General features: G+C 64.0%; 16 protein-coding genes and 1 other RNA gene. 3 read left to right on the top strand and 14 right to left on the bottom strand.

From position 1 onward, the window contains the following. Positions 1–126: 126 nt before the first annotated feature. The 4 genes from infB to rimP form a co-directional block, all read right to left on the bottom strand. Positions 127–2,790: a translation initiation factor IF-2 gene (infB, locus tag M728_RS17055; RefSeq protein ID WP_026621838.1), complete on the bottom strand. Its 2,664-nt coding sequence runs from the start codon at positions 2,788–2,790 to the stop codon at positions 127–129. A gap of 105 nt (positions 2,791–2,895) precedes the next feature. After that, complete coding sequence (locus tag M728_RS17050; protein ID WP_026621837.1) at positions 2,896–3,588, bottom strand: RNA-binding protein; 693 nt, start codon at positions 3,586–3,588, stop codon at positions 2,896–2,898. Positions 3,589–3,593: 5 nt separating this feature from the next. Next, positions 3,594–5,210 carry a transcription termination factor NusA gene (gene nusA, locus M728_RS17045; RefSeq protein WP_026621836.1) on the bottom strand — a complete coding sequence of 539 codons (1,617 nt, stop codon included), beginning with the start codon at positions 5,208–5,210 and terminating at the stop codon, positions 3,594–3,596. A gap of 45 nt (positions 5,211–5,255) precedes the next feature. Next, positions 5,256–5,873, bottom strand: a complete 618-nt coding sequence (gene rimP, locus M728_RS17040; protein ID WP_026621835.1) for a ribosome maturation factor RimP — start codon at positions 5,871–5,873, stop codon at positions 5,256–5,258. Positions 5,874–6,132: 259 nt separating this feature from the next. Between rimP and M728_RS17035 the strand changes: the two genes are divergently transcribed. Then, positions 6,133–7,761: an MFS transporter gene (locus M728_RS17035; protein WP_026621834.1), complete on the top strand. Its 1,629-nt coding sequence runs from the start codon at positions 6,133–6,135 to the stop codon at positions 7,759–7,761. 178 nt (positions 7,762–7,939) lie between these two features. On the opposite strand, the gene M728_RS17030 is transcribed toward M728_RS17035, so the two are convergent. The 8 genes from M728_RS17030 to ffs form a co-directional block, all read right to left on the bottom strand. Then, positions 7,940–8,443, bottom strand: coding sequence for an SRPBCC family protein (locus M728_RS17030; RefSeq protein ID WP_034884019.1), 504 nt, complete (start codon positions 8,441–8,443; stop codon positions 7,940–7,942). Further along, on the bottom strand, positions 8,436–8,783 hold the full coding sequence (locus M728_RS17025) for a helix-turn-helix transcriptional regulator (protein ID WP_026621833.1): 348 nt from the start codon (positions 8,781–8,783) through the stop codon (positions 8,436–8,438). The genes M728_RS17030 and M728_RS17025 overlap by 8 nt, the downstream gene beginning before the upstream one ends. 345 nt (positions 8,784–9,128) lie before the next feature. Continuing rightward, a complete protein-coding gene (locus M728_RS17020; protein WP_084044611.1) occupies positions 9,129–10,427 on the bottom strand; it encodes a lytic murein transglycosylase in 1,299 nt (432 codons plus the stop codon). Between the two features lie 10 nt (positions 10,428–10,437). Beyond that, complete coding sequence (recR, locus tag M728_RS17015) at positions 10,438–11,043, bottom strand: recombination mediator RecR (RefSeq protein WP_026621831.1); 606 nt, start codon at positions 11,041–11,043, stop codon at positions 10,438–10,440. Between the two features lie 49 nt (positions 11,044–11,092). Next, positions 11,093–11,704: a LysE family translocator gene (locus M728_RS17010; protein ID WP_026621830.1), complete on the bottom strand. Its 612-nt coding sequence runs from the start codon at positions 11,702–11,704 to the stop codon at positions 11,093–11,095. Between the two features lie 137 nt (positions 11,705–11,841). After that, positions 11,842–12,165: a YbaB/EbfC family nucleoid-associated protein gene (locus M728_RS17005; protein WP_026613638.1), complete on the bottom strand. Its 324-nt coding sequence runs from the start codon at positions 12,163–12,165 to the stop codon at positions 11,842–11,844. 63 nt (positions 12,166–12,228) lie between these two features. Further along, on the bottom strand, positions 12,229–14,103 hold the full coding sequence (locus M728_RS17000) for a DNA polymerase III subunit gamma/tau (RefSeq protein ID WP_026621829.1): 1,875 nt from the start codon (positions 14,101–14,103) through the stop codon (positions 12,229–12,231). A 44-nt stretch (positions 14,104–14,147) separates the two neighbouring features. After that, an RNA gene (gene ffs, locus M728_RS16995) (signal recognition particle sRNA small type) lies at positions 14,148–14,245 on the bottom strand. 107 nt (positions 14,246–14,352) lie between these two features. On the opposite strand from ffs, the gene M728_RS16990 reads away from it, so the two are divergent. Both M728_RS16990 and nudC read left to right on the top strand, forming a co-directional pair. Further along, complete coding sequence (locus M728_RS16990; protein ID WP_026621828.1) at positions 14,353–14,757, top strand: HIT domain-containing protein; 405 nt, start codon at positions 14,353–14,355, stop codon at positions 14,755–14,757. Positions 14,758–14,759: 2 nt separating this feature from the next. Continuing rightward, positions 14,760–15,740 carry an NAD(+) diphosphatase gene (gene nudC, locus M728_RS16985; RefSeq protein ID WP_026621827.1) on the top strand — a complete coding sequence of 327 codons (981 nt, stop codon included), beginning with the start codon at positions 14,760–14,762 and terminating at the stop codon, positions 15,738–15,740. Positions 15,741–15,904: 164 nt separating this feature from the next. Here the strand turns inward: nudC and M728_RS16980 are convergent, their stop codons facing one another. Then, positions 15,905–16,042 carry a DUF1127 domain-containing protein gene (locus M728_RS16980; protein ID WP_084044608.1) on the bottom strand — a complete coding sequence of 46 codons (138 nt, stop codon included), beginning with the start codon at positions 16,040–16,042 and terminating at the stop codon, positions 15,905–15,907. A 365-nt stretch (positions 16,043–16,407) separates the two neighbouring features. Further along, entirely contained in the window at positions 16,408–17,262 is an 855-nt protein-coding gene (locus M728_RS16975; RefSeq protein WP_026621826.1) for a prephenate dehydratase, read from the bottom strand. Between the last annotated feature and the right edge of the window lie 12 nt (positions 17,263–17,274).

Here is a 17,274-nt window from a genome sequence, read left to right as displayed (position 1 = left end):
ATCTCCTGCCGGATCGACACGGATCACGAGGATTTGGATTGATGCAATCCAAATCCGACCGTGATCTGCTCTTAGAAATGGAGCGGACGCGAGCGGAAAACCGCTTCGCACTTTTTCTCAACCCGCTCAGAGCGTCCGCGTGACGTGTTCGACGCGGAAGCACTCGATCGTGTCGCCGGGGCGGATGTCTTCGTAGTTCTCGAAGGCCATGCCGCATTCCTGGCCGGACTGGACCTCGGAGACCTCGTCCTTGAAGCGCTTGAGCGTCTTGAGCTTGCCTTCATGGATGACGACGTTGTCGCGCACGAGGCGAACGCCGACGCCACGCTCGACCTTGCCCTCGGTGACGCGGCAACCCGCGACCTTGCCGACCTTGGTGATGTTGAACACCTCCAGGATTTCGGCATTTCCGAGGAAGGTCTCGCGCCGTTCGGGCGAAAGCAGACCGGACATCGCCGCCTTAACGTCATCCACCAGATCGTAGATGATGTTGTAGTAGCGGATCTCGATGCCGGCACGCTCGGCCGCATCGCGCGCCTGCTTGTTGGCGCGGACGTTGAAGCCGATGATCGCGGCGTTCGAGGCTTCCGCGAGCGAGATGTCCGACTCGGTGATGCCGCCGGCGCCCGAATGCACGATGCGCGCGCGCACTTCGTCGGTTCCGAGCTTCTCCAGAGCACCGGAGATCGCCTCGATCGAGCCCTGCACGTCGCCCTTGACGACCAGCGGGAACTCCTTGACGCCGGAGGTCTGTAGCTGGCTCATCATCTGCTCGAGCGAACCGCGCGAGCCGGACTGGCGTGCAACCGCCTTCTCGCGGGCAAGCCGCTGGCGATATTCGGAAATCTCGCGCGCCCGGCTCTCGTTCTCGACGACCGCGAAGCGGTCGCCGGCGGCCGGCGTGCCGGAAAGGCCGAGAACCTCGACCGGGGTCGACGGTCCGGCGGACTTCACATGCTCGCCCTTGTCGTTGACAAGCGCGCGTACGCGGCCCCACTGGTCGCCCGCGACGATGATCTGGCCGGGCGTCAGCGTGCCCTTCTGAACGAGGACGGTGGCAACCGCACCGCGGCCGCGATCGAGTTCGGCCTCGACGACGACACCCTCGGCCGTCCGGTTGGCATTGGCCTTGAGGTCGAGGATCTCGGCCTGCAGCAGGATCGCTTCGAGCAGCTTGTCGAGGTTCGTGTGGTTCTTCGCCGAAACCTCGACGTCGAGAACCTCACCGCCCATGGATTCGACGAAAACCTCATGCTGCAGCAGCTCGGTGCGAACCTTCTGAGGGTTGGCGGTCGGCTTGTCGATCTTGTTGATCGCCACGATGATCGGCACGTTCGCCGCCTTGGCGTGGTTGATCGATTCGATCGTCTGCGGCATCACGCTATCATCGGCCGCGACGACGAGGACGGCAATGTCCGTCGCCTGGGCGCCGCGGGCGCGCATGGCCGTGAAGGCCGCGTGGCCGGGGGTGTCGATGAAGGTGATCTTCTGACCGCTCTGCTCGACCTGATAGGCGCCGATATGCTGGGTAATGCCGCCCGCTTCGCCGGCAACCACGTTGGCGTGCCGGATCGCGTCGAGCAGCGAGGTCTTGCCGTGGTCGACGTGACCCATGATCGTCACGATCGGAGGACGCGGCACCATGGCCTCTTCCGTGTCGACGACGTTGAAGATGCCTTCCTCGACATCCGATTCGGAGACGCGCTTGACCGTGTGGCCGAATTCACCGGCGATGAGCTCGGCGAGATCAGCATCGATCAGGTCGCCCGGCTTCATCATCTGCCCTTCCTTCATCAGGAACTTGATGACGTCGACCGCGCGCTCGGACATGCGCTGCGACAGTTCCTGAATGGTGATGGTCTCCGGCAGGACGACCTCACGCGAGATCTTCTCGCGCGTTTCCTGCATCTGGCTGCGCTTGAACTTCTCCTGGCGGCGACGCATCGCCGACAGCGAGCGACCGCGCTGGCTGCCATCCTCGTCGACGGCGGCCGTCAGCGTCAGCTTGCCCTGGCGGCGGCCGTCGTCGCCCTTCGGACGGGTGACGGGCTTTGCCGGTTCCGGACGCACAACCTTGCCGCGGACGGCAGCAGCGGGGCCGCGCGGGCGTTCATCCTCGTCCTCCAGGCTCGGCCGGCGGCCACGAAGCGCCGGGCTTACCGTGGCCTCGGGCGTGGGCGCGGCAGGAGCCGGACGCGCCGGCTGCGGGCGCGCATCGGTGCGCCGCTCGGCGACGGCGGGGCGTTCGTCCTCAAGCTTTTCGTCAGCCTTCTCGGCTGCTGGACGCGCGGCCTCCTCGGCGGCGCGACGGGCGGCCTCTTCCTTCTCGCGGGCGATGCGCTCTTCTTCCTCGCGGCGGCGACGGACCTCCTCTTCGGCCCGGCGCTGCGCTTCCTCGGCGTCGCGTTGCTGGGCCTCCGCGAGCGCGCGGCGGCGGGCTTCCATCTCGCCGGCCGAGAGGTCGTTCAGGACGACTCCGCCGCGGGGACGGTTCTGATCCGCGCGCGGCTGATGCGGCTGCGGCTGCGGCGCCGGGCGTCCCGACGGGTGAGGCGGAACCGGCCGCTGCTCGGGCGCCCGGGCGGCGGGCGTCGTCGTCATCGGCGTGATCGGGCGCTCGTCCTTGTGGCGGGGCAGGCCGCGCGTCTTCTTGGTTTCAACCACGACCGCCTTGGTGCGACCACGGCCCATGTCCTGACGCACCGTGCCCTGCTGCACCCCGGAGGGTTTCAGGGTCAGCGTCTTCTTGCCCGCTACGCTGAGTGTCTTGTCGTCTTTGTTGTCGGTCATTCCGTTCCGTTCCTAGCGATCAGGGCCGGATACGAAACACCTGACCCTGTCTTCCAAATTGTCTCGAACAACGCTCGCGATGCCGGCATCTGCCGGTGACGCGTGTCATTGCTGTGGCTTGCCAGCGCCGCCTTCGGCCCGGACCGGGACGGATCCTCGGTACTTTTCGAGCATGATTGCGCGCTTCACTACACCCTCACCCGCCTGCCCTGCAAGCGCTGCGGCATGGATAAAGGCATTACTTCCCAAAAGTCCGTCCATTTCCGCCGCCGTGAAGGGGCGGAAGGCGGGTATTTCCTTTTCGTCCTCGCTGACGAAGCTCATCGCCTTGCGGGCCTGATCGATCTTGCGGACGCCATCGGCGGCCGCATCGATCGCGTGGAAGACCGCAAGCGCCGCGAGACCACGCACGGCCTGCTCCGTCTTCATTGCACCGGAGACGAACTGGCCCGCCTTGCGCGCCATGTTCATCATGCCTGCGAGCTGCTCGACCAAGAGCCGCTCCACCTCGTCGGCAAGCGCCGCCTCGGCCTTGACGTCGGCCCGGAGCGCGCGGGCGAAGAGCCTCTTTGCCACCGCCTTCTCGACAAGCTCCCGCTCGGCCTTGACCCAGCAGCCGCGCCCGGGAAGCTGTCGCTTCAGGTCGGGCACGATGCGACCGTCGGGCCCGGCAACGAAGCGGATCAGCTCATCGGGAGTGCCGCTCTCGCGCGTGACGATGCAGGTCCGGCTGCTGCCGCTGCGGTCCTTCGGCCCCTTGTCCGAAGGCAGAGCGCCGGCTTCGGTCTCGACTATCATCGCGATCAGGCGTCCTGATCCGCGCCTTCGGCGACCTCGAGCGCCTCATCCTGCTCCTGCTCTTGCGCGAGATCCTCTTCAGTGATCCAGCCGGCCGCAAGCCGGGCCTGAACGATCATCGCCTCGGCCTCCTCGCGGGTGACCTCGAACTTCGAGAAGATGCCCTCGAAGCGCTTCGTCTCGCCATCCTTGCGCTCGGTCCAGCCGACGAGATCGTCGGCAGCACAGCCAGCGAAGTCCTCCATGGTCTTGATGCCCTCCTCACCGAGAGCCACCAGCATCTGGCCGGTGAGACCATCAATCGTACGCAGCTCGTCCGAAACGCCGAGCTCCCGGCGCTTGGCGTCCATCTCCGCCTCGATCTTTTCGAGATACTCGCGGGCGCGCGTCTGGATCTCGGTCGCGGTCTCCTCGTCGAAGCCCTCGATCGAGGCGATCTCGTCAAGCTCGACATAGGCGAGCTCTTCAACCTGGGCAAAGCCTTCGGAGGCAAGCACCTGACCGACCATCTCGTCGACGTCCAGAGCGTCCATGAAGAGCTGGGTGCGCTCGTTGAATTCCTTCTGGCGGCGCTCGCTCTCCTCCTGCTCCGTCAGGATATCGATATCCCAGCCGGTAAGCTGCGAAGCCAGGCGGACGTTCTGGCCGCGCCGGCCGATGGCGAGCGAAAGCTGCTCGTCCGGGACCACGACCTCGATGCGCTCGGCGTCCTCGTCGAGAACCACTTTGGTCACTTCCGCCGGCTGCAGGGCGTTCACGATGAAGGAGGCGGGGTCCGGCGACCAGGGAATGATGTCGATCTTCTCGCCCTGAAGCTCGCCGACGACCGCCTGCACGCGCGAACCGCGCATGCCGACGCAGGCGCCGACCGGATCGATTGACGAGTCGTTCGAGACGACGGCGATCTTGGCGCGCGAGCCCGGATCGCGGGCAACCGACTTGATCTGGATGATGCCGTCATAGATTTCCGGCACTTCCATGGTGAAGAGCTTCACCATGAACTGCGGATGCGTGCGCGACAGGAAGATCTGCGGGCCGCGCTGCTCGCGGCGGACGTCGTAGACGAAGGCGCGGACGCGGTCGCCGTAGCGCATGTTCTCGCGCGGGATCATCTCGTCGCGGCGAATGATGCCCTCACCACGGCCGAGATCGACGATGACGTTGCCATATTCGACGCGCTTGACGGTGCCGTTGACGATTTCGCCGACACGGTCCTTGAATTCTTCATATTGGCGGTCGCGCTCGGCCTCGCGCACCTTCTGCACGATCACCTGCTTGGCGGACTGCGCCGCGATGCGGCCGAAATCCATGGGCGGCAGCGGGTCGGCGATGAAATCGCCGAGCTTGGCGTCCGGATTGCGGTCGCGGGCGAGCTCGATCGGAATCTGGGTCGAGTAGTCTTCGGCCTTCTCGACCACTTCCAGGAGGCGCTGGAGACGGATTTCACCGGTCTTCGGATTGATGTCCGCGCGGATGTTCGATTCCGAACCATAACGCGAGCGAGCCGCCTTCTGGATCGCGTCGGCCATCGCGGCCAGAACGATCTCACGGTCGATCACCTTTTCGCGCGCCACAGCATCTGCGATCTGCAGAAGTTCGAGCCGGTTAGCACTGACTGCCATATCTTGTCTCCGTCTGTTGCAGAGGCCTCGAGGGCGCACCCTGCCTTATTCGCTATCTCTGTCGTCGTCTTCGAAGTTTTCGTTGGCGGCGCGCGCGGCCTTCGCCTTCTTGTCGGCCGTCAGCGCATCGCGGATGAGGTCGTCCGTCAGGATCAGCCGCGCTTCGGAAAGGGCCGTGAACGGGATGGCGACGGTCGGCTCTTCGCCATAGGCCGGCTGATCGCGTTCGAGCCGGAAACCGTCCTCGGTGACTTCCACGATCTTGCCGCGAAAGCGCTTGCGCCCCTCGACCATGACCGAGGTCTCGCACTTCATCAGATGGCCCTGCCAACGGACGAAGTCGGACCTTCGCACCATCGGGCGATCGATGCCCGGCGACGACACTTCGAGATGATACGCCTTGTCGATCGGATCTTCCACATCGAGCACCGGCGAGATCGCCTTCGAAACCTCTTCGCAATCCTCGACGGTCATGGTGCCGTCTTGGCGCTCGGTCATGATCTGCAGCGTCAGGCCGTTCTGCCCGGACATGCGCACGCGCACCAGGCGAAAGCCCATCTGCACCAGCACCGGCTCGATAATGTCGGCAATGCGCCGGTCGAGGCCGGTCTCGGTGATCAGCCGAGGCTCATTTGCATTTTCAGCCGTTGTCGTATCAGACAAACGCTCGTCTCCTCATCGGACCGGCTAATAAAAAAGAGCGGGTCCTGTCGGGCCCACTCTTCATCTAACCGATCAAGAATTTGAGGCCCATATACGCTTCCTCGCCCCGAATTGCAAGGCTTGCGGCCAACCTAGGCAACGAACCCTCGCAAATCGCGACAAAGCTGAGCTAACCGCAAATTTCAGCGGCTGGCGCGCCACATTTCGAGGTTTATAACGAAGGCATCCTATATCGGCATCGAACGAGCGAGATCAAGAGGTGACGAACCGCATATCGCCGCTGGCTCCCTTCCGGCACGAAACATTCCGCACCATCTGGATCGCCAGCCTCGCCTCCAATTTTGGCGGGCTGATCCAGGCGGTGGGTGCGGCCTGGTTGATGACGTCGATCTCGCAATCGGTGAACATGGTAGCGCTGGTGCAGGCGTCGACCTCGCTGCCGATCATGCTCTTCTCCGTCGTCTCGGGCGCGCTCGCCGATAATTTCGACCGGCGGCGGATCATGCTCGTCGCGCAGGGTTTCATGCTCCTCGTTTCGGCGGTTTTGACGATCTTTGCCTATTTCGGCCTGGTGACGCCGTGGCTGCTTCTCACCTTCACCTTCCTGCTCGGCTGCGGCACGGCGCTCAACAATCCGTCCTGGCAGGCTTCGGTCGGCGACATGGTCCCGCGCGACGACCTGCCGGCCGCCGTAGCGCTCAACAGCATGGGCTTCAACATCACCCGCAGCGTCGGTCCGGCAATCGGCGGCGCGATCGTGGCGGCCGCCGGTGCCGCGGCTGCCTTCGCGGCCAATGCACTCAGCTATTTCGCGATTTTGTTCGCGCTTTTCCGCTGGCGGCCGAGCGTCCCGGAAAGGAGGCTGCCGCGTGAAACGCTCGGGCGGGCGGTCTCCGCCGGGCTGCGCTACGTGGCGATGTCGCCAAACATTGGCAAGGTGCTGTTGCGCGGCTTCGCCTTCGGCGTCTCGGCGAGCGCGATCCTCGCACTCCTGCCGCTCGTCGCGCGCGATCTCGTCGGCGGTGGCCCGCTCACTTACGGTATCATGCTCGGCGCCTTCGGCCTCGGCGCAATCGGCGGCGCGCTGCTCAGCGCAAGGCTCCGGGAGTTTCTGACGAGCGAGGTGATCGTGCGCTATGCCTTCGCGGGTTTCGCCTTGAGCGCCTTGGTCACGGCGATCAGCTCCGAGGCCTGGCTGACGTCGCTCGTTCTCACCGTCTCCGGCGCCTGTTGGGTGCTGGCGCTGTCGCTCTTCAACACGACGGTACAGCTCTCGACGCCGCGCTGGGTGGTCGGCCGGGCGCTCTCCCTCTACCAGACCACCACCTTCGGAGGCATTGCCGGCGGAAGCTGGCTCTGGGGCGTGACCGCCGAACAATACGGCGCCGCCAATGCGCTCATCGGCTCCTGTCTTCTGATGCTCGCCGGCGCCGCCATCGGCCTGCGTTTCGCCCTGCCGGAGTTCACGTCGCTGAACCTCGACCCCTTGAACCGCTTCAACGAGCCGCTGCTCGCGCTCGACTTGAAGCCGCGCAGCGGTCCGATCGTGGTCATGATCGACTACGAGATCGCCGACGACGACATACCCGAGTTCCTGAAGACGATGGCCGAACGCCGCCGCATTCGCATCCGTGACGGCGCCGGGCATTGGGCGCTGATGCGCGACCTCGAAAACCCGACGACCTGGACGGAGACCTATCACGTGCCGACCTGGGTCGAATATGTCCGCCATAACCAGCGGCGCACGCAAGCCGATGCGTCGGTCGGTGACAAGCTCACGGCGCTACATCGCGGCGACCAGCCGCCGCGTGTCCACCGGATGATCGAACGGCAGACGATCGTTCCCGACCATTACGAACGCTATAAGCGGCCGGTGGAGATGCATTGAGCGGCGGACAGGAAAATCCGACGCGTAATACCGGAGCCGAAATACCGGTTTCGACCCATAGCCGACTTGGCTGCGCGAGACGCGAAGGACAGCTCTGCGCCGCCGCTCCGGCCGGAAAGGCCGGTGGAGTCACCTCCCAAGAGCAGACGTTCCCCCGAGGCGAGTTTCCCGACCCGCGCTACTTGCCTATGCTGGAAAGCAATTCGTCGAGCTGTTCCAGCTGTTCCGGCAATGCGGCCGCCCCGCCCTGTAGTGCTTCCTCAAGCGCCTCCTTGGACGGATAGACTTCGTGGAAGTTCAGCAGCGTCTTCCCTCCCTGTTCCTCGAAGGTCACGGTCGTGACCGCGCCCTCTTCGCCCTCATCGTTGGTCCAGACGATGCGCTCGTTCGGCACCACCTCGAGATACTTGCCGTAGAAGGCCATGGTGTCCGAACCGCCGGCGCCGAATTCCAGCCGATATTTGCCGCCGGTACGGACGTCCATATCGCACGATACGAGCGAAACGCCGGATGCCGATTTTGGCACCCACCAGCGCTGGAACAGCTCGGGCTGGCTCCACGCCCTGTAAACCGTGCTCGGCGGCGCATTGAATGTCCGTGTTATGACGAGTTCGCGATCCCCTCTGCGCTCGACTGACGTGCGGTTCTGCGCACCATCTGCACTGTTAACTTGCTTATTCATCGCTTCCCTCCTGCTTAATTTCGCTGATGATTTCGTCCAATGCTTCGAAGCGGGCCTCGAAGAGCTTGCGATGCGCCTCGATCCACTCGGCCTCCGCCTTGAGGCCGCGTTTCCCCAGCTTGCAGGTTCTCACCCGTCCGACCTTCTGCGTGACGACGAGCCCCGCCCGCTCGAGAACCTGGACGTGCTTCTTCATGCCGGTCAGCGTCATCTGGAACTTATCCGCGAGACTGGTGATCGACGCGTCCCCTCGCCCCAGCTGTTCGATGATCCCGCGGCGGGTCGCATCGGACAGCGCCGCGAACGAGAGATCGAGGGGAGGAACTACATACTGAACCATATGGTTCAGTATGTAGCCCGCTTGTGCAGGAAACGCAAGCCTCCCGAACTTTGCCTGCCGTAGACCGGTCATTCGAGGTCATGCACCGCGGCGGGCAGCAAAATCGTCTGCTGCGGGTCAAGCGGACCTTCGAGCCCATATGAACGAATGTCAGCTTTCAGCGCCTGCTCCCCGAAAGCAGTCCGACGGCTAACGGCCCCATTTCGGTCGTTGAGCTACCGGCATCACGACGACCGCTTTTGGCGCTCTTTGCCCGTTCCGATGGGCGAGTCGAACGGCAAAGTCCCACCCATTGCAGCGTCTGAGTGGGGTACTAAGCGGCAGTTTTCAGCACCAGACCCAAAGTCAGCGCAGCTTCGACTTCAGCGACGGATCGGGAAAGCAGGTCGGCGCGAGACCGTTCTTCGCCTGCCAGTCGCCGAGCGAGCGACGGGTCTTGTAGCCCGGCAGTCCGTCGGCCTTGCCGACGTCGTAGCCGATGGAGACGAGCGCCTTCTGCATGCCGAGGACGTCGGATCGCAGCATGCCGCCGACGTCGCCCCAGGCGCTGCGGAAAGCACCGCCGCCTGTCGCGATGCGATCGGCGAGGTTGCCGATATAAAGCGCGTAGAGATCGGAGTTGTTGTATTCCTTGATCACGTAGAAATTCGGCGTGACGATGAATTGCGGTCCGTGCGTGCCGGCGGGCACCAGCATCATACCTGCGGCCGAACGCTCTCCCGCCGGAAACGGCTTACCGGAGATGCGGCCGATGCCCATGCCGGCCCATTCGGCAATCGGACGGGCGAGGTCCGGCCCCTCCTGGGCGCAGGAGACGCCTGCAGGGATCGCCACCTCGAAACCCCAGTCGCGGCCGCCCTGCCAGCCCTTCTCAGAAAGATAGTTGGCGATCGAAGCGAGGCTGTCCGGTACTGAATTCCAGATGTCGCGGCGGCCGTCGCCGTCGAAATCCACGGCGTATTTCAGAAAGCTCGAGGGCAGGAACTGCGGCTGGCCCATGGCGCCGGCCCAGGAGCCGCGCATTTCCGCCTCCTGGACGTCACCGCTTTGAAGAATATGCAGGGCCGCGATCAGCTCGCGGCGGAAAAGCTCCGGCCGCGTCGACATGAAAGCCTTGGTCGCCAGCACATCCATGATCGGATGCGGGATCTTCGCCCGGCCAAAGCCGGATTCTTTGCCCCAGATGGCGAGAACGATCGGCCCCGGAACGCCATAGGTCTTTTCGATCCGCTTCAAGGTCGAGGCATGGGCGGAGGCGAGGCTGCGGCCGGTCGCGGCCAGCCCCTGAAGGCGCTTTTCCGTGAAATAGGAGCCGGGCGAGGAAAATTCGGCTTGGCTCTGCTTGCGCTGCTTCGGTTTCGGAAAGCCAGGTGGCGCGAGGTCGGGCAGATCCCAGTTGAGCTTCACACCCTCAAAAGCCGCCCTGAAGGCCGCGCCCGAAACGCCCGCCTGCTGCGCCTCCGGCCAAAGGTCGTTCTGAAGCCATTGCCGGAACTGGTTTTCGACATCGGCCTTGGAAGCGGCGTAAGCCGGAAAGTGGAGGGCGAGGAACGCGGCGACGGTTGCAAGCAGGCGTGCGCGGCGCTTACCCCCCTCAGCACGAAAACCGGCAAACCATGAGCGAACGCGAGATTTCAAACGCATCGGCATCCCTTCAAATGGTGGTGCGCGCCCGGAGCGCCGCGGCCAGCGTGCCCTCGTCGAGATAGTCGAGCTCGCCGCCGACCGGCACGCCATGGGCAAGACGGGTGATCTTCACTTCCATGCCTTCGAGCTGGTCGGTGATGTAATGTGCCGTCGTCTGGCCCTCGACGGTGGCGTTGACGGCAATGATCAGTTCACGCACCCCGCCCTTGGAGACGCGGTCGACCAAGCCCCTGATATTCAGGTCGTCCGGGCCGATGCCGTCGAGCGGCGACAGCGTGCCGCCGAGCACATGATAGGCGGCATTCATCGCGCCGGCGCGCTCCAGTGCCCAGAGATCGGCGACGTCCTCGACGACGATGATCACCGACTGATCGCGCCGCTCGTCGGTGCAGACGGTGCAAGGGTCGATGGTATCGACGTTGCCGCAGCAGGAGCAGATCTTGACCTTGCGATGCGCCTCGCCCATCGCCTCCGCCAGGGGGCCGAGCAGTTGCTCCTTTTTCTTGACGAGATGCAGCGCCGCCCGCCGGGCGGAACGGGGGCCGAGGCCCGGCACCTTCGCCAGGAGCTGGATGAGCTTTTCGATTTCGGGACCGGTGACTCGCTTTGCCATGGCGGGCTTTTAGCGCATCTCGCCGACGAACGGAATCATCTTGAGCGCGTCAGCGCGTTGCAATCGCTACGGCCGCACCGGCCATCGTGCCGGCGCTGGCGCGATTGACGATCCTCACTGCGCGGCGGCTCCTCAAGAACTGACGCGCCTTGGCGGCCATCATGACCCAGGCGAGATCGATGACGACGAGAACGACGAACATGGTGGCAACGAGCTCCGCCCAGCCGAACAGGGTGACGGAGCCGAGATCGATGATCGAGGGCAGCAGCGCCACGTAGAACATCATGATCTTCGGATTGCCTAGCGTGATCGTCAGGCCGGCAAAGAACATCTTCGCCGCCGATCGCGCCTCCGGCAGGCTTTCTCCCGGTGTTTGCGGCTCGGCTGTCCACATCTTCCAGGCGAGGAAAAGGAGATAGGCGACGCCCGCCCATTTTATCGCGACGAACAGCCAGTGAAAGGTCTCGGCAATAGCTGCGAGGCCGGCGACCGCAAAGGAAAGCCAGATTGCCTCGCCGATCCACATCGCAAGCAGGAACGGCAGCACGTCACGCGCGCCCTTCGATAGCACCCGCGCGACGAGCGCCGCGATGCTCGGCCCCGGCGATCCGGCGGCAATCAACAGTGCACCGGCAAACACCAGCAGCGACGCGACGGTCATGACGATCTCCTCCTCCAAGATGATGCGAGTTCGCTTTCATCGAAAACGAGCGCTGGCCAACCGCTGGCGTGGCTTGCGAAAACCGCAAGCTAACACGCTTTTTCGACCGCGCCAGAAGCGCGCCCGAAGACCGCCGATCAGAACGGCAGCTTCATTCCCGGGGGGATCGGTAGGCCGGCGGTGAGCTCCCGCGTCTTTTCCGCCTGCACCGCCTCCGCCTTGTCCTTGGCATCCTTGTGGGCGGCGACGATCAAGTCTTCGAGGATCTCGACATCGTCTTCCTTGAAGAGCGAGGGATCGATCTTCAGGCTCTTCATGTGGCCCTTGCCGTCGAGCCGGACAGCGACGAGGCCGCCACCGGACGTGCCGTCGACTTCAAGCGCGGCGATTTCCGCCTGCAGCTTCTCCATCTTCTCCTGCATTTCCTTGACCTTGCCCATCATGCCCATGATGTCGCGCATCGTCGTCTCCTGTCCTTTGGTAAGTCTGCCTGAACTGAAAGCGCCGCTTCAGCGTTCGCGCCTTTACTCGATGTCATCACCCGGAACGATGTCGCCGTCCTCGGATTCGGCTGCCGCCGGAGCGAGAGCCTCGACCTCTCCTTCCGTCGCGCGGATGCGCACGTCGGTGATTCTGGCACCCGGGAACCGCGCGAGGATCGCGGCGACGTCCGGGTCCTGGCGCGCATCGTTGACGCGCTGCTCCTGGGCGCGCTGCTCGGCCTCGACCAGTGTCGGCTCTCCGGGCTCGCGGCTGTAGCTTACGACCCAGTGGATGCCGGTCCATTCCTTGAGCTTGACGGCGAGTTCGCCGAGAAGCGTCTTCGGCGCATCGTCGGGAAGATTGACATCGAGCCGGCCCGGCTCGATGTGCACGAGCCTTAAGAAACCGCGTACCAGCGTCTTCAGCTTGATGTCGCGGTTCTTCGCGCAGAGATCGGCGATGTCGCTGATCGAGTTGACCGGAACCTTCGGCTCGGGCCTGGCCGCGGGGCTCGCGATCGCGCGATCCTCCACGCGGCCGATGTCGATCGGCTGGGGCGCGGTGTCCGGCACCGTGCGCAGCATCGTCGCGCCATTGCTCGAAGACCGCGGAACCGGCGCCGTTGCCACAGCGCGAGCCTCGACCGGCGCGCTCTCACGGCCCTGGGCTCCGCCATTGCTGCTCGGCATGGGGCGCGTGCCCCCGGTTTCGCCGCCGGAAAGCTCAAGGAGCCGCCTGGTCGCTTCCTCGGGCGAGGGCAGATGAGCCGCGTGCGCGAGCCTGATCAGCACCATCTCGGCAGCACCCGCCGGTCGTGCCGAGCTTTCCGCCTCGGGAATGCCCTTGAGCAGCATCTGCCAGATGCGCGAGAGCGTCGTCACCGCGACGCTGTCGGCGAATTCTGCCCCGCGTGTGCGCTCGATCTCGCTCAAGGATTGGTCGTTCACCGCGTCGGGCACGTATTTCAGCCGTGTCACGATGTGGGTGAAATCGGCAAGATCGGTAAGAACCACGGTCGGATTGGCGCCGGCTTCGTATTGGACCGCGAATTCGTGAAGGGCGCCGGCGACATCGCCCTTAATGACACGCTCGAAGAGATCGACGATGCGGGCGCGGTCGGCAAGCCCAAGCATCGAGCGCACGGTTTCGACCTCGACCGAACCGCCGCCATGCGCGATCGCCTGGTCGAGAAGCGAGAGACCGTCGCGCGCCGAACCTTCCGCCGCGCGCGCCACCATGGCCAGCGCCTCGGGGTCGGCGGGCACACCTTCTTTTCCGAGGATGGTGGAGAAGAGGCCGACCAGATCGGAGGCGCTGATGCGCCGAAGGTCGAAGCGCTGGCAACGTGACAGAACGGTGATCGGAACTTTGCGGATTTCGGTCGTCGCGAAGATGAACTTCACATGCTCCGGCGGCTCTTCGAGCGTCTTCAGCAGGCCGTTGAAGGCCTGCGTCGAGAGCATGTGCACTTCGTCGATGATATAGACCTTGTAGCGCGCCGAGACCGGCCGATAGCGCACCTGCTCGATGATCTCGCGGATGTCGTCGATGCCCGTGTGCGAAGCGGCGTCCATCTCGATCACATCGACATGGCGGCCCTCCATGATCGCCTGGCAATGCTCGCCCGGCGCCCTGAGGTCGATGGTGGGCTTGTCGATCTCGGCGGTCTTGTAGTTCAGCGCGCGCGCCAGGATGCGCGCCGTCGTCGTCTTGCCGACGCCACGCACGCCCGTCAGCATATAGGCCTGGGCGATACGGCCGGTCTCGAAGGCATTGGTGAGCGTGCGCACCAATGGCTCCTGGCCGACCATCAGATCGGAGAAGTCCTTGGGGCGGTACTTGCGCGCCAGAACACGGTAGGCGGCCGGTTTCTCGACGGATGAAATCGGGGATGAAATGGGCGCTTCGTCGCTCATCGACCCTGCCGCTGTTCGAACTCTTGTCCCGACAGGACGGAGAAGTGGGAGGCTGGCACGATGACCCGTGCCGGGGCTCGTTAGGGCTGCTTCCTTCCGGACCTGACCCGGTTGGCGAGTGGCTCGTCCACCACCAACCTCCCGGCCCTCATATCGGCAATATCTGAACCAAATGCAAGCCAAGCCGTCAAAAAACTGATATCGATATGGGAAACAAAGCGAATCCGTTTCATTTCCGAGGAATTTTTGTTGACGACCTTCACCCTCGACGAGCGACTTCAGCGCGACGGCATCCCGATCTGCAAGCTCGGGCTTTGCGAGTTGCGGCTGATGAACGACCGCCGCTGGCCGTGGCTGATCCTCGTTCCGCAGCGCGCCGACGTCTGCGAGGTTTTCGAGTTGACGCCGCTCGACCAGGCGATGCTCACCTTCGAGACCAACCTGGTGGCCGCCGCCTTGAAAAAGGTGACCGGCGCCGAGAAGATCAATATCGGCGCGCTCGGCAATATCGTCCGGCAGCTTCATGTGCATATCATCGCCCGCCGGGAGGGAGATCCGAACTGGCCGGGACCGGTTTGGGGCTTCGGCAAGGCAGAACCCTGGCCCGACGACGACCATAAGGCATTCGCAGCACGCATTCTGGAAAATCTCTGAGCATGACGAAAACGATCTTCGATCTTCACAGCCCCCATCCGGAGCCGAGCACGCTCGTCGCTTTCGCCGAGAACCACCTGGACCGCCGCTCCGAGCACCGCCCCGACGATTGCGTCGAAACCGCGCTCAAACATCCGGGCGCGCATTTCCTCGCCTTTTCCGGGGCGAAGCTGATCGTCAAGCACGACGAGAAGATCATCGATCCGCTTTTTGCGCCCTATGAGCTCGCGGGGCTCGAACCGACCCTCGACGAGGCGATCCTGCTCGGCTACCTGCCGAACGGCGAGCCGCGCCTTGCGGTCCCGTCCGGGCTGACCGAGGAGACGGTGCCGGAGCCGTTCAAGATCGCCGATGCGCGAACGCTCTACCGGCAGCAGATGCTGCCGGAAGACCTGTTGGGGCAATTCGCGCAGGGTTCGAGCCTGATCGTCTGGAACGCCAACAACCGTTTCTGCGGCCGCTGCGGCGGCCCGATGGATGGAGCGGCCGGCGGCTATCGGCGCGTCTGCACCGCCTGCGGACACATGGTCTTTCCGCGCACGGACCCGGTCGTCATAATGCTCACGATCGATCTCGAGCGCGATCTCTGCCTACTCGGCCGCAGCCCGCATTTCGTGCCGGGCATGTATTCCTGTCTCGCCGGTTTCGTCGAGCCGGGCGAGACGATCGAGAACGCCGTGAGGCGGGAAACGCAGGAGGAATCCGGCATTCGCGTCGGCCGCGTACGCTATCATGCCTCGCAGCCCTGGCCGCTGCCGCACTCGCTGATGATCGGCTGCTATGCCGAGGCGAAGTCGACCGTCATCAAGCGCGACGAGCAGGAACTGGAGGACGTGCGCTGGTTCACGCGGGCGGAGATCGAAGCCCTGCTTGAACGCACGACCGGGGTTGCAGACACCGGAGACGAGCACATTCCGCCGCCGAAGGGCGCGATTGCGCACCAGTTGATGCGCGACTGGCTCGCCTGGCCGGAGCGAAGTTGAGGTAGCCGCAAAAGCGACGAGGCCCTCAACGGCATGTCGCGCATGGTCTGCAGCGGCTTGGGATAACTATATCCCCAGAAACGCTCACACCCCGCACGAGAGAACGGCGGGGTGTGGAAGACTTACGATGCCACGCCTCAATCCGGCGCGTGGACATTTTTAGATTAGCGGCCGTAGACGGCGGCCTGAATCTGAGAACGGGAAATACCGATGTCGCGCAGGGCGTGATCGTCGAGAGCGCGCAACTCGCGGACCGCGCGGCGCATCTGTGCGTATTCCATGATCTTCTGACGGATCTTCATCTTTGACACTCCATTTTCTTGACGGAGGTCAAATAGGCATTTGCCTAAGATTTAGTAGCACCATGAATGCAAATTAGGCATGCACTGGACGCGTAGCCGGTTAATGAATTTCGCCACGTTCTGGTGCCGGAGGATCGCCACCATTCAAATCTGCAGCGACCCGTACATTTGAACGGACTGACCATGCGGCAATGACTCGGTGGCGCCCACCACTGCGTCATCCTCGGGCTTGACCCCGAGGATCCAATCGCAAGCACTGCGCAAACTCCTATCTGGGCAGCGTGGCCTGGATCCTCGGGTCAAGCCCGAGGATGACGGCGGAGTGAGTAATTACGCCGGCCGCCGCGTAATAAGCCGGCAGTTCCTCAGAGCACACCGCGCATCGGATGCGCCTTGTAAGTCCCGAGGATGCGTACGTTTTCCGAGAAGAAGCGCAGCTCGTCCATCGCGTGGCGCACCCCCTCGTCGTCCGGGTGACCCTCGATATCGGCATAGAACTGCGTCGCCACGAACTTGCCGCCGAGCTGGTAGCTCTCGAGCTTCGTCATGTTGATGCCATTGGTGGCAAAACCGCCCATCGCCTTATAGAGGGCGGCCGGGATGTTGCGCACGTTGAAGACGAAGGTCGTGATGATCAGTTCGTCATCCGACTTGCGGGAAATGCGGCTCTCTTCGCGCGAGAGCACCACGAAACGGGTGACGTTGCTGTCGGTGTCCTCGACATTCTCGGCGATGATCTCCAGGCCGTAGAGGTCGGCGGCGAGCCGCGGGGCCAGCGCTGCCATGGAGCGGTCGCCCGTCTCCGCGACGAGCTTCGCAGCTCCGGCCGTGTCGCCTGCGACGACCGGCTTCCAGCGGTTGGCGCGGACGATCTTGCGGCACTGGCCGAGCGCATGGATATGGCTATGTACGGTGCGGATCTCGTCGTGCTTGACGCCAGGAAGCACCATGAGCTGGAAGCGGATCGGCATGAAATATTCGCCGACGATGTGCAGGCGCGATTCCGGCAGCAGGTGATGAATGTCGGCGACGCGGCCGGCAATGGTGTTCTCGATCGGGATCATGGCGAGATCGGCCTCGCCGTTTTCCACCGCGAGGAAGGCATCCTCGAAGGTCTGGCAGGGCAGCGGTTCCATCGCCGGGAACATGTCGCGGCAGGCCATGTCGGAATTGGCGCCGTAGTCGCCTTGGAAGGAAATCCGATTGGTCTTGGCGGTCACTTTGGTTTCCTC

This window comes from Ensifer sp. WSM1721, assembly GCF_000513895.2.
Classification (GTDB): Bacteria; Pseudomonadota; Alphaproteobacteria; order Rhizobiales; family Rhizobiaceae; genus Sinorhizobium.
The sequence above is the reverse complement of the archived record's forward strand: the minus strand, read 5'-3'. Positions and strand labels throughout refer to the sequence as shown.

Bases quoted from the DNA above. Each gene is read 5' to 3' on its own strand.
- infB (WP_026621838.1), bottom strand. From the start codon at position 2,790: ATGACCGACAACAAAGACGACAAGACACTCAGCGTAGCGGGCAAGAAG.
- M728_RS17050 (WP_026621837.1), bottom strand. From the start codon at position 3,588: ATGATAGTCGAGACCGAAGCCGGCGCTCTGCCTTCGGACAAGGGGCCG.
- nusA (WP_026621836.1), bottom strand. From the start codon at position 5,210: ATGGCAGTCAGTGCTAACCGGCTCGAACTTCTGCAGATCGCAGATGCT.
- M728_RS17030 (WP_034884019.1), bottom strand. From the start codon at position 8,443: ATGAATAAGCAAGTTAACAGTGCAGATGGTGCGCAGAACCGCACGTCA.
- M728_RS17025 (WP_026621833.1), bottom strand. From the start codon at position 8,783: ATGGTTCAGTATGTAGTTCCTCCCCTCGATCTCTCGTTCGCGGCGCTG.
- M728_RS17020 (WP_084044611.1), bottom strand. From the start codon at position 10,427: ATGCGTTTGAAATCTCGCGTTCGCTCATGGTTTGCCGGTTTTCGTGCT.
- recR (WP_026621831.1), bottom strand. From the start codon at position 11,043: ATGGCAAAGCGAGTCACCGGTCCCGAAATCGAAAAGCTCATCCAGCTC.
- M728_RS17010 (WP_026621830.1), bottom strand. From the start codon at position 11,704: ATGACCGTCGCGTCGCTGCTGGTGTTTGCCGGTGCACTGTTGATTGCC.
- M728_RS17005 (WP_026613638.1), bottom strand. From the start codon at position 12,165: ATGCGCGACATCATGGGCATGATGGGCAAGGTCAAGGAAATGCAGGAG.
- M728_RS17000 (WP_026621829.1), bottom strand. From the start codon at position 14,103: ATGAGCGACGAAGCGCCCATTTCATCCCCGATTTCATCCGTCGAGAAA.
- nudC (WP_026621827.1), top strand. From the start codon at position 14,760: ATGACGAAAACGATCTTCGATCTTCACAGCCCCCATCCGGAGCCGAGC.
- M728_RS16980 (WP_084044608.1), bottom strand. From the start codon at position 16,042: ATGAAGATCCGTCAGAAGATCATGGAATACGCACAGATGCGCCGCGCG.